This window comes from Anaerotignum sp. (genome assembly GCF_051877975.1).
Taxonomy (GTDB): Bacteria; Bacillota; Clostridia; order Lachnospirales; family Anaerotignaceae; genus Anaerotignum_A.
In genome coordinates, this window is sequence record NZ_JBJEJK010000035.1 from 1 (window position 1) to 12,449 (window position 12,449).

General features: G+C 49.1%; 11 protein-coding genes. 2 read left to right on the forward strand and 9 right to left on the reverse strand.

The annotated features are described in order from the left end of the window. Positions 1 to 36: 36 nt before the first annotated feature. A complete protein-coding gene (locus ACI39P_RS05830) occupies positions 37 to 1,101 on the reverse strand; it encodes an undecaprenyldiphospho-muramoylpentapeptide beta-N-acetylglucosaminyltransferase (RefSeq protein WP_439719733.1) in 1,065 nt (354 codons plus the stop codon). Positions 1,102 to 1,322: 221 nt separating this feature from the next. Here ACI39P_RS05830 and ACI39P_RS05835 point away from each other — a divergent pair, with 221 nt between their 5' ends. Continuing rightward, positions 1,323 to 1,841 (forward strand): hypothetical protein, encoded by a 519-nt coding sequence (locus tag ACI39P_RS05835; protein ID WP_439719734.1) that lies wholly within the window; start codon positions 1,323 to 1,325, stop codon positions 1,839 to 1,841. Between the two features lie 180 nt (positions 1,842 to 2,021). Next, positions 2,022 to 2,432, forward strand: coding sequence for an HIT domain-containing protein (locus ACI39P_RS05840; protein WP_439719735.1), 411 nt, complete (start codon positions 2,022 to 2,024; stop codon positions 2,430 to 2,432). Positions 2,433 to 2,476: 44 nt separating this feature from the next. Here the strand turns inward: ACI39P_RS05840 and ACI39P_RS05845 are convergent, their stop codons facing one another. From ACI39P_RS05845 to ACI39P_RS05880, 8 genes are all read right to left on the reverse strand, one after another. Next, positions 2,477 to 6,751: an acyl-CoA dehydratase activase-related protein gene (locus tag ACI39P_RS05845; protein ID WP_439719743.1), complete on the reverse strand. Its 4,275-nt coding sequence runs from the start codon at positions 6,749 to 6,751 to the stop codon at positions 2,477 to 2,479. 16 nt (positions 6,752 to 6,767) lie between these two features. Next, on the reverse strand, positions 6,768 to 7,427 hold the full coding sequence (locus ACI39P_RS05850) for a TetR family transcriptional regulator (protein ID WP_439719736.1): 660 nt from the start codon (positions 7,425 to 7,427) through the stop codon (positions 6,768 to 6,770). Positions 7,428 to 7,778: 351 nt separating this feature from the next. After that, positions 7,779 to 8,165 carry a hypothetical protein gene (locus tag ACI39P_RS05855; RefSeq protein ID WP_439719737.1) on the reverse strand — a complete coding sequence of 129 codons (387 nt, stop codon included), beginning with the start codon at positions 8,163 to 8,165 and terminating at the stop codon, positions 7,779 to 7,781. Between the two features lie 74 nt (positions 8,166 to 8,239). Beyond that, positions 8,240 to 9,082, reverse strand: coding sequence for a 16S rRNA (cytidine(1402)-2'-O)-methyltransferase (gene rsmI, locus ACI39P_RS05860; RefSeq protein WP_439719738.1), 843 nt, complete (start codon positions 9,080 to 9,082; stop codon positions 8,240 to 8,242). Between the two features lie 166 nt (positions 9,083 to 9,248). Further along, complete coding sequence (locus tag ACI39P_RS05865; RefSeq protein WP_439719739.1) at positions 9,249 to 10,004, reverse strand: methyltransferase; 756 nt, start codon at positions 10,002 to 10,004, stop codon at positions 9,249 to 9,251. Beyond that, positions 9,994 to 10,866 (reverse strand): PSP1 domain-containing protein, encoded by an 873-nt coding sequence (locus ACI39P_RS05870; protein WP_439719740.1) that lies wholly within the window; start codon positions 10,864 to 10,866, stop codon positions 9,994 to 9,996. Before ACI39P_RS05870 ends, ACI39P_RS05865 begins: the two co-directional genes overlap by 11 nt. Further along, a complete protein-coding gene (gene holB / locus ACI39P_RS05875; protein ID WP_439719741.1) occupies positions 10,863 to 11,849 on the reverse strand; it encodes a DNA polymerase III subunit delta' in 987 nt (328 codons plus the stop codon). Before holB ends, ACI39P_RS05870 begins: the two co-directional genes overlap by 4 nt. Before the next feature lie 212 nt (positions 11,850 to 12,061). Beyond that, the gene (locus ACI39P_RS05880) at positions 12,062 to 12,388 is read right to left on the reverse strand and encodes a cyclic-di-AMP receptor (protein ID WP_439719742.1); all 327 of its coding nucleotides are present in this window, start codon (positions 12,386 to 12,388) and stop codon (positions 12,062 to 12,064) included. Between the last annotated feature and the right edge of the window lie 61 nt (positions 12,389 to 12,449).

The window sequence follows — 12,449 nt, forward strand, 5'->3', positions numbered from 1 at the left end:
CTGCTGCTTTCATGGCTGCCTGTTCCAGATGGAATATCACATCAGTGCCTTGATCTGCGTCATGACCGCTTCCACGCCATTCCCCGCTCTGCTTTTTTCCATGGCCGCCACATAGCTGTCTTTGTTTTCATAAAGAGCGAAGATTTCCCTTTTCATGGATTCCGGTGTCATTTCATCCTCATCCAGCACGCGGGCAAAGCCCTGCTTTTCAAAGGAAGCCGCATTCAGGATCTGGTCGCCCCGGCTGGCTCTTGCGCTCAGGGGAATCAGCAAATGGGGCTTTTTCAATGCCAGAAATTCGGAAATAGAATTGCTGCCTGCCCGGGAAACAATGAAATCCGCCGCCGCAAACAGGTCATTCAGCCCATCGGAAACGTATTCGAACTGTTTATAGTCTGTTCTGTCCAGCAGGCTTTTATCCAGGTTGCCCTTGCCGCAAAGATGAATGATATCAAAGGTTTTTGTCAATTCAGGCAAAATTTCCCGCAGGCAGTTGTTCAGCTTCACTGCCCCCAAAGAACCGCCCATCATCAGCAGAACGGGCTTTTCCCCGCTGAAACCGCAGGCCGCCAGCCCCTTCGCCCTGTCCCCTTCAAACAATTCCTTTCGGATGGGCGTGCCTGTGTGGACACCCTTTCCCTTGGGCACATACTGCAATGTCTCGGGGAAGGTGGAACAGATCACCCTTGCAGAGGGCATAGCAATCTTATTTGCTAGGCCGGGGGTGATATCAGATTCATGGATGATCACAGGAATATTGTTTTTCTTTGCCCCCAGCACAACGGGAACCGCCACAAACCCCCCTTTGGAAAAAACCAGATCGGGTTTCAGCTTTTTCAGCAGCTTTTTCGCCGCATAGATGCCCTTTACCACCTTGAACATATCGGAAAGATTTTCCTTGGAAAGGTAGCGGCGCAGCTTGCCTGTGGGGATGCCATAATAGGTCACCCCTTCCGCCTCGATGAGGCTGCGTTCTATGCCGTTTTCGGAGCCGATATATACGATTTCATAGCCTTCCGCCCGCAAATAGGGCAGCAGCGCCAGGTTGGGGGTAACATGGCCGGCAGTGCCGCCCCCTGTCAATACGATTTTTTTGCTCATCTATTTAACCACCTTTATCGATATTCTTTGGAAACTGCAACGATTATATCACTAAATCCAGGTTTCTTCCATACTTTTTCCCCATTCCATGGCCTTTCGGGAAAGAAAAACAACCTTTCCGCATAGGATGATAGAAAAAAAGGGACTCACGCATAATGCTGGTGGTGCAGATGCTCCTGCCGTGCATTGTGTGGGAATACCTAGGAAAAGGAGAACGACCCATGTATCCATATAATCGAAATACCCAACTTTACGGCACCCGCACCCGGGCCAAGGAAACCACCATGCAGCCCGACCAGACTGCCCTCCTCGCCTCCGACCGGCGGCTGGAAGAACTGCTGGTTCTGGCGCGGCAGGAAGCCCATCAAACAGCGCGAAAATTTGAAGCCCTGCTGCACAATACCGAGCTGGCAGAGGCAGAATCCATCCTGAAAACCATGTATTTGGATGGGCTGAAACATCTGCGGCTGCTGCGGGAAGTAGGCTTTACCATTTTCGGCAATACCGGTGAGGTGGAACCCGCCGTAGAACCAGAGATTACCGCCGATGCCCGCACCCTGCTGGAAGAACTGCTGCTGGCAGAAATGGACGATATTACTTTTTATCGGGATCTGCTGTTTGCCATGCCGGAAGAAGATCTTTGGAATGCTTTCTTCCAGATCATCACCGATAAACAGAACCATACCGCTGCTTTGAATCATCTGTATGCAAAATACTTTTGCAAAACCTCTGGGAATTGAGGTCTATTCGTGGTATCATATTCGTGAAAAGCGGAAAAAAATGTATGAAAACTGTTTTTTAGCCTCCGGCAGGCTCAAAAATTGTTTTCCTGCAGTTTGCGGCCCAAAGTGACTGTAAAAACCGCAGTTTTCCATAGCTTTCGCTTTCACTATCATTTCACAAAAGAAAGGAAGATACCCATGAGCGATTGTATTTTTTGCAAGATCATTGCAGGAGAGATTCCTTCTGCAACCATATACGAAAATGACGAATTCAAAGTAATTCTGGACAGATTCCCTTCCGGGGAAGGCCATGCCCTGATCCTGCCCAAAAACCATGTGGCAAATATCTTTGAGATCGACCCCGAACAGGCAGGCAGAGCTTATACCCTGGCGGCAAAGCTGGCAAGAGCCATGAAGGAAGTGCTGGGCTTTGAACACATGAACGTGCTGCAGAATAACGGCACTGTTGCCGGTCAGACAGTATTCCATTTCCATATTCACCTGATCCCCAGAAGAGAAGGAGATGGCATCAACGTAACATGGACCCCTACAGAGCCTACAGATGAACAGATTGCTGCAGTAAAGGCAAAATTGGAAAACCTGATCTGAGCATAACAAGAGCCCCTCAAAAGAGGGGCTCTTTTCTTATGTACTCAATCTTCCATTTTGAATGCAACCTGTTCCGCAGAATGGGGTTTTTTCAGTTTCTTATGGTCATCTGCTTTTTCCAGGTTCTTATTGGCACTTGCCAGCATCAGCTTGATCCGGTTCAGCTGGTTGACTTCGCTGGCGCCGGGGTCATAGTCGATGGCAACGATATTGGACATAGGATACTGTTTCCGCAGTTCCTTGATTACGCCCTTGCCCACTACGTGGTTAGGCAGGCAGCCGAAGGGCTGTGTGCAAACGATATTTGGCACACCGCTGTGGATCAGTTCGATCATTTCCGCTGTCAGGAACCAGCCTTCACCAGTCTGGTTGCAGAGGGAAACAACTTTTTCCGCCTCTTTGCCCAGGCTCTTGATATCCTCCGGTTTGTCGAAGCGTTTGCTCTTTTCCAGGGCATCCATCATAGGCTTCTGATAGTATTCGATGACTTTTGCCACGATATTGCCGATGATGCGGGCTTTTCTGGTGCCGCCCAGGTATTTTTCCTTCTGCACCTGGTTGTGGCAGCAATACAGCGCAAAGGTCAGCAGATCGGGAACAACCGCTTCCGCCCCTTCTCTTTCCAGCAGGTTGACCAGGTCGTTATTGGCTGTAGGGTGGAATTTTACCAGAATTTCCCCTACCACGCCAACACGGGGTTTCACCACATCATTCAGTTCCAGTTCTTCAAATTCTTTGATGATGTTGCGGATATTTTCACAATATGTCTTTCTGTCTGCTTTCAGCAGGTCTTTTTTCAGCTTTTCCACCCATTTCTGATGCAGGGCATTGGCAGAACCTTTCACCTTTTCATAGGGTCTGGTACGGTACAGCACCCGCATGAACAGGTCGCCGTATACCATAGCCTGCATTGCCCGGTGCAGCAAGCCTGGTTCATATTTGAAACCGGGATTCTTTTCCAGCCCCACAGGGTTGATGGAAATAACCGGGATATTCGGCATTCCCATATTGGCCAGAGCCTTCCGGATAAAGGCGATATAGTTCGTGGCACGGCAGCCGCCGCCTGTCTGGGTGATCAGCAGGGCTGTCCGGTTCAGGTCATATTTGCCGGAAAGCAGCGCATTCAGCAGCTGCCCGATGGAAATCAGCGCAGGATAGCAGGCATCATTATTGACATATTTCAGCCCGGTTTCGATGGCTTTCTTATCCATTGCTTCCATAATTTCAATATGATAGCCAGCCTGACGGAACGCAGGTTCCAGCAGTTCAAAATGAATCGGGGACATCTGCGGACAAATGATGGTATACTCTTTTTTCATTTCCTTTGTGAAGAGAACACGATGCAGGGAAGCGTCGCCTTTTCTGATCTTCACATTCTTTTCTTTTCTATCTTCAATGGCAGCGATCAGGGAACGGATACGGATACGGGCTGCCCCCAGATTGTTCACCTCGTCAATCTTCAGGGCTGTATAAATTTTGCCTGCCGCTGTCAGGATACCCTTGACTTCATCGGTCGTTACCGCATCCAGGCCGCAGCCGAAGGAATTCAGCTGTACAAATTCCAGATTCTGCTGGGTTTTCACAAAGCCTGCCGCTTCATACAGTCTGGAATGGTATGTCCACTGGTCGCGAACGATAGTCGGGCGTTCCACATGGCCCAGATGGGCAACGCTATCCTCTGTCAGAACAGCGATGCGGTAACCGGCGATCAATTCGGGAATGCCGTGGTTGATTTCAGGGTCTGCATGGTAGGGTCTGCCCGCTAGAACAATACCTGTCATGCCTTTTGCCCGGATATACGCCAGGGTCTCTTCGCCTTTTTTCCGCATATCCCTGCGGAAATTGCCCCATTCCTCCCAGCCTGCTTCTACAGCGGCTTTGATTTCCTTGGCATCGCAGCCCATGGGAACAAATTCATCTGTCATACGTTTGATGACCGTATTGATGTTATCGAAGGAGAGGAAAGGATTCATGAATTTCACATTTTTTTCCTTCAAATCCTCTACGTTGTTTTTGATATTTTCATTATAGGATGCCACAATGGGGCAGTTATAGTTATTATCTGCCGCAGCGCTGTCCCGTCTTTCATAAACGATACCGGGATAGAAGATAAAATCTACCCCCTGCTCGATGAGCCACATCACATGGCCATGTACCAGCTTCGCCGGGTAGCAGACAGATTCACTGGGGATAGATTCCATGCCCATTTCGAATACCGCCTTGGAAGAATAAGGGGAAAGCACCACCCGATAGCCCAGCTTTGTGAAGAAGGTAAACCAGAAGGGATAATCCTCAAACATATTCAGCACACGGGGGATACCCACAGTGCCTTTTGTAGCCTGTTCTGCCGTCAGGGGTTCATAATCGAACAATCTGTGGCGTTTATATTCATACAGGTTGGGTGCGGGATCTTCGATCTTTTCCTTACCCAGCCCTCTTTCACAGCGGTTGCCTGTGATAAAGCGTCTGCCGCCGCTGAACAGATTGACGGTCAGCAGGCAGTGGTTGGTGCAGCCCTGGCATCTTGCCATATTGGACTTGACTTCCAGCGCGTTCATTTCTTCCCGGCTGATGAGGGTTGTCTGATAGCCTTCTGTATATTTATCCTTGGCGATCAGCCCTGCGCCGAAGGCACCCATGATGCCTGCGATATCGGGGCGGACAGCCTGTCTGCCGCTGATCAGCTCAAAGCTTTTCAGCACGGCATCATTATAGAAGGTACCGCCCTGTACTACCATGGATTTGCCCATAGCCTTAGGGTCGGAAATTTTGATCACCTTCAGCAATGCGTTTTTGATAACGGAATAGGCCAGCCCTGCGGAAATATCCGCCACTTCTGCCCCTTCCTTCTGGGCCTGTTTTACACGGGAGTTCATAAATACTGTGCAGCGAGAGCCCAAATCGATGGGGTTCTTTGCGAACAGTGCCACCTTGGCGAAATCCGCCACGGAATAATTCAGGGATTTTGCAAAGGTTTCAATAAAGGAACCGCAGCCGGAAGAACATGCTTCGTTCAGCAGAACGCTGTCGATGACATTATCCTTGATGCGGATACATTTCATATCCTGCCCGCCGATATCCAGAATGAAGTCTACATCAGGTTTAAAGAACTGGGCTGCTTTATAGTGAGCAACGGTTTCAATATAGCCCAAGTCGATCATCAGGGCTTCCTTGATGAGCCCTTCGCCATAACCTGTAACGCAGGAATTGCGGATGATAACATCCTCCGGCATCAGGTCGTACATTTCATTCAGGCTCTTCATGACAACATTCAGGGGGTTACCTTCATTGCCTGCATAGAAGGAATAGAGCAGATCGCCATCCTTGGAAACCAGTGCGACTTTTGTTGTGGTGGAACCGGCATCGATGCCCAGAAACGCATCCCCATGATAGGTAGACAGAGGGATCCGCTTTACTTTATCTTTGTCATGGCGTTCCTTGAAGGCTGCATAGTCCGCCTCATCCTTGAACAGGGGTTCCATACGGGAAACCTCTGCCGTCAGTTCTACCCCTGCCTCCAGTCTGGTCAGCAGGTTATCAAAATCCATCGTTGCTTCGCCTTTATTGGAAACAGCTGTGCCATAGGCTGCAAACAAATGGGAATTTTCCGGAATGATAGTGGTTTCCTCTGTCAGCTTCAGTGTCTCAATAAAACGCTGACGCAGTTCAGAGAGGAAATGCAGAGGGCCGCCCAAAAATGCCACGTGCCCGCGGATCGGTTTGCCGCAGGCCAGGCCAGCAATCGTCTGATTTACAACGGCCTGGAAAATAGAAGCTGCCAAGTCCTCTTTTCTTGCCCCTTCGTTGATCAGAGGCTGAATATCTGTTTTCGCAAATACGCCGCAGCGGGAAGCAATGGGATAAATCACTTTATAGCCCTTTGCCAACTCATTCAGGCCTGTGGCGTCTGTCTGCAGCAGGCTTGCCATCTGGTCGATAAAAGAGCCTGTACCGCCGGCACAAACGCCATTCATTCTCTGTTCTACATTGCCGCCTTCAAAGTAGATGATCTTGGCATCTTCGCCGCCCAATTCGATGGCTACATCAGTCTGAGGGGCGGTTGCTTCTACGGCGTTAGCTGTGGCAACAACTTCCTGAATGAATTCCACGCCGATGGCCTTTGCCAGCGCAACGCCGCCGCTGCCTGTGATCATGGCAGAAAAAAGAACGTTGCCGATCTCTTCCTTTGCTTCCTTCAGGATATCCTTTACTGTTTTTTTGATTTCTGAGAAGTGTCTTCTGTATCTGCTGAATGCAATCTTGTTCTCTTCATCGGCCAAAACCACTTTAACTGTTGTGGAACCAATGTCGATGCCCATTTTATATGTATTGTCATTAAGATACTGCACTTGTCACACCTCCATCTGTATACTTTCTGATTTCTTCTGTAGAAATATCTTTCCACATCTGATATTGTATCTTTTTATATTTTTCTTCGTCATCAATGCTGTCATCCAGCACCTTCAGCGCCAGGATGCCATCCTGCATTGCCAGGATCATGGTGACGTAATCTTCTAAATCAAGGGTTTTGATAACCTCTCCCCGTGTCTGTCCCCTTTGCAGGATATGATGCAGGATCTCGCCCTTTTTTTGATTAAAGGCCTTAAAATACCCTGCCACTTGGGGAAATTTTTTCATCCCTTCATAAATCAGGAAATAAAAATTGCGAAAGGGAATCTCTTTTCCGATCATCGCCTGATAATTGGAAAAACGCTGGGGCTGGAAGAAGCCCTTCCAAAGCAATTCCCCCGTAGGGATATCCTTTTTACTCTCTTCCCATACCCGCTGCATCTCCTCCGCAGGTTTAGCGAAAAAAGGATGGATATATTTCTCAATAATCTTCCGATCCAAATCTTCTCTGCTCTTAAAGGAATAGTAGAAGCCGCCTTTCGTCATGCCCGCTTCGCGGATGATCTCATTGGTGGAGATTTCGGAAAAGCCTTTCTCCAGAAACATGGCAAATACCATTTCCAATATTTCATTTTCTGTTTTCAAACGGTTCTCCTCCTTTCCGCTGAGATATTTTCCTGCCCGAAAGCCGGCTGCGTCTTTGCACAGCCCTTAATAAAACTTTCACGACAAATATCAGACCACTCGGTCTGTTTGCTTTAATTATATGTGTCCTTCCAAAAAATTCAATATTTTCCCCCGTTAAAATCCCGTTAAAATCGTATAAACACAAGAAAAATGCCGTATTTCGGAAGATTTTGTCCCACGCAAAAGGGCATTCAACCCTTCCATAAAAAAAAGAACGCGCCGCTGCCACAATCGGATTTACGCTTTGTGGAAGCAACGCATTGCATTTCTCTTTTTATTATATTTTTCATAGAAACAGAAGTCAACCTTTTATTCTGCTGCCACGATTTCAGCAATCTTTTCCAGCTGATGGGCAATGATCTTATCACCGGTCTTGATGCAGACCAGATTCACCTGATTCAGCCCAATAAATTCCCCTTCAATGACATTTTTCTGGATCGTCGTCACCTTGATCTTCATGCCACGGGTAAATTCCCTGCCATGGAAGGTGATACGGTCAATGGGAAACAACTCCGCGCAGCGGTCATAGGCATGTCTGTCCAAGGTTTTGATAACATAAGTCTTTTCTCCGTTTTTCTTTCTCTCTTTCCAGCGTACAAAAACGCGGTAGATATAAGTGACAACATAAGCCACACAGGCGGCAAACAAATACTGCTGCCAGCCCAGATTGGAAAACCCTTCTATCATTCTCTCCACTTGTCATCACTCCTTTCCAAATTAAAGTTGATCGCTCCGTGCTGCGCACTCTTACGATTGCCATCAGTATTGCCTTACTTTTTCAATACCTGATAAATATCCCGCTTGGAAACACCTCTGTCCTTGGCGGCCTGCTTCATGGCATCCTTTTCGCTCATGCCCTGATCAATATAGCGCTGCACATGCTCCTCCACGGAAATGCTTTCCCAGCTTTCCATTTCCTCCTGCCGCTGGGCTTCCAGAGAAAGCCCTTCGCAGACCAGAACAAATTCCCCCTTGGGCGGGTTTTCCATAAAATACTGCAGGTGTCCGCCGATGGTATCCCTGCGGATTTCTTCAAATTTCTTTGTCAGTTCCCTTGTGGCTGCCATCTGCCGTTCTGCGCCGAAGATACTGTCCAGCTCTTCCAGGGTATCCGTCAGACGATGAGGGGCTTCATAAAAAATCATGGTGCGGTGTTCCCGCTCCAGGGTTTTCAGGATGGCTTTCCGTTCCTTCTTATCCGGGGGCAAAAAGCCCTCGAATACAAACCGTCTCGTATCCAGACCGGAAAGCACCAGTGCCACCACCGCCGCCGAAGCGCCGGGGGCTACCGTCACAGGAACGCCGGCATCATAACACAGCTTCACCAAATCCGCACCGGGGTCGGAAATACCGGGCATCCCCGCATCTGTCACCAAGGCAATGCTTTCCCCCGCCAAAAGCCGTTCCACCAGCACAGGCCCTTTCGTCACCTTATTATGCTCATGGTAGCTGGTCATGGGCGTCTTGATCTCGAAATGGTTCAGTAATTTCAATGTATTGCGGGTATCCTCCGCAGCAATCACATCCACGCTTTCCAGCAGCTTCAGGACGCGCAATGTAATATCATCCAGATTGCCAATGGGCGTGGCGCAAAGATATAATGTCCCTATCATACAATAATATAAACAGACGGTGCTTGGGAAATGCGGAAATACCGATTGGCACAGCCCGCATAGAAAATACTTTTTCGAACTGTTGAGCCTGCGTCTCTGTGAGAAAAAGTTTTTTCTATGGAAGGGCAAATGCGCCTTCCATTATTCCAATAGTGCTTTCCTATAATCACGCCTGTCCCTTTCCATAATAGATTTCAAAAATTTCTTCGGTGTATTCATTTGGTGCTTTGTAGATGACCAGGGGTGCATCTACCTTCACCATGGGCTTGCCGCCCCTGGCCGCTTCTATGAGCACCATGGTAGGCTCTTTATCCGCATAGGGCTGCACAAAACGAATGCGTTTCGGCTCCAGCTTATATTGCCGCAGCAACACCAGGATATCCGTCAGGCGATGAGGTCTGTGGATCATATAAAACCTGCCCAGGGGCTTCAATGTCTTTGCCGCTGCCGCCACCACATCCTCCAGAGAACAGAGAATTTCATGCCTTGCGATGGCTTTCGCCGCAAAGGGATTCACCAAGCCGCCCCCCTCATTCATATAGGGGGGATTGGAGGTCACCACATCGAAGGTGGAACCGCCAAAAATCTGCACCGCTTCTTTGATATCTCCCTCTTGGATAGAGACCTTTTCTTCCAGTTCGTTCAGCAAAACGCTGCGGTGGGCCATTTCCGCGCTTTCCGGCTGGATTTCCAGCCCCGTGAAATGTCCTCCTTTGGTCTTCGCCGCCAGCAAAATGGGGATAATGCCTGTGCCCGTTCCCAGGTCCAGCACCTTTTCTCCTTTTTTCACCTTGGCAAAGCCGCTGAGGATGACCGCATCCACGCCAAAACAGAAGCGTTTGGGGTCCTGTATGATGAGGTACCCATCCCGATGGAGGTCATCCACCCGCTCATGGGGATGTACCGTGATTTCAGTCCTCATAGGCTTTCAATTCCTCCGAAACAGGTTCCTGTTTCCGTTTTTTCTTGGAGCGGATCAGCTTGATTTCCTCCACATGGTAGAACCCAATGGTAGGAGGATCGTTTTCCGCCTTTCGCACTGCCGCCTTTACCTGCTGCATCAGCACATTGGTAGATAAAATCTCCCCGGTGCCATCAGGAGTAGAGATGATATCCCCCACCCGGGGCAGCTTTTTATTCAGTTCCTCATAGACATCTTCTTCATATTTCAGGCAGCACATCAATCTGCCGCAGATGCCGCTGATTTTTGTAGGGTTCAGGGACAGATTCTGTTCCTTCGCCATCTTGATAGATACGGGCTGGAAATCTCCCAAAAATGTGGCACAGCACAGGGGCCTGCCGCAGATGCCAATGCCGTTGAGCATCTTGGCTTCATCGCGGACGCCGATCTGCCGCAGCTCAATGCGCATACGGAATACTGCTGCCAGCTCTTTTACCAGTTCTCTGAAATCCACTCTGCCGTCAGAGGTAAAGTAGAAAATCAGTTTATTGCGGTCGAATGTCATTTCTACATCCACCAGCTTCATATCTAAGCCCAAACGGGAAATTTTTTCCAAACAAATATCAAAGGCTTCTCTTTCTTTTTTACGGTTGTTTTCTACTGTTTTTGCGTCATCCTTCGTTGCCTTTCGGATGACCTGCTTCAGGGGGGATACAATGGCCTCCTCCTGCACCATGGTATTGCCTTTGATGACAATGCCATATTCCACGCCTCTGGCCGTTTCCACGATGGCGCCGTCTTCTTTTTCCAGTTTCAGACCGGCGGGGTCAAAATAATACATCTTGCCCGCTTTCTTGAAACGGATTCCTACTACTTCAATCATTCACCAGTCTCCTTTAAATCCATCAGCATGACCTCCATGGTCAGCCGAAAATTTGCATTCATTGCCAGCCGTTTTCTCGCTTCCTGCACGGCTGCCGCTTTTTTTGCCAGCCGCTGCGCCGGCTCCTTCGCCATACGGAAAATGGCGTCTTTCTTATCTTTCTGGATGAGGCAGCGTTCCTCCCGAAGGCTTTTTGCCGCCAGCAGGTCACGATACCACAATTCCATAATATCCAAAAACCGCAGGTCGTTTTTATAGACCTCCAGATCTTTTGCAAGCAAATAGGCCTCGCCTTCGTTCATAGAAGGCAGGGCTTCCAGTTTTTCCAGAATATCCTGCCGCATTTCCCGGAAGGACGCATCTTCCATCAATTCCAGCGCCTGGCCGATGCGCCCTTGGGCATATGCCGCCAATACAGCGCTTTTCTCTTCCGAAAGGGAAGCCTGTTTCGTCAGATATGCCGCCACCGTTTCTTCCGAAAGGGGACGGATCTTCATGGTGACTACACGGGAAAGGATCGTCTGCAAAAATGCCTCTGCCCGTTCCGCCAAAAGCAGAAACACCGCATAGGCAGGCGGTTCTTCCAAGGTTTTCAGCAGGGCATTCTGGGCCTGCACATTCATGGTGTCCGCCTTTTCGATGATATAGATTTTTTTGTCGTACTGATAGGGCTTCACATCCACCGTTTCCAAAATCTGTTCCCGGATATCGTCTACGAGAAGATTTTTCTTTTCCCCCCGCACATAAATGACATCGGGATGATTACCGCTGTTGAAAGCCTGACAGCTCCTGCAGGCATCACAGGGCGCGTTCCCTGCCTCTGGGCATTGCAGCGCCTTGGCAAAGGTGTTGGCGATGAGCCGTTTTCCTGCCCCTGCGCCCCCCAGAAAAAGATAGGCATGGGAAACCTTCCCGCCGGCAACCGCACGCTTCAGCTGCTCCACCAGGGGCGCATTTCCCCAGATTTCCTGAAATGTATACAAATCCGCCCGCTCCTTTCCCTTTGTCCTCCTACTCACAGCAGAAAGTAACCTTCCTTGATATGGTTAAGATTTTTCACTTTGCAAAAACCATTGCAGCAAAGCCGCTAGCAAAGGGGCAAAGCCCCCAATGGCATAACTTTCGCCATCATTCCTCGCTCTCTCAGGCTTCGCCCAAGTTTTCGCCCGTCATAAACAATGGCTCAACCGCTTCATCAATATTTATGGAACTGTTCCACATCCAGCACGAATACCGTGGCACCGCCAACCTTTACTTCGATGGGCGCGAGGATAAAACCATGCATGGCGCCGCAGGAAGAGGGCAGTGTGGCATACTGGGTGCGTGCTTTGCTGTTTTCTTCAATGATTTTCAGGGCTTCCTCCACTTTGTCTGCTTCCACACCGGTCAGCAGTGTTGTATTGCCTGCACGAAGGAAACCACCCTTTGTGGACAGTCTCGTTACCTGAAAGTTTGCTTCGTTCAGATGGGAGATTACTTCGCCCGCATCTTCATCCTGAATAATGGCAATGATGAGTTTCATAAAAACCCCTCCTCGTATAATATCTTTTAGATACATAAATGTACCTTGAAAACTTAATAAA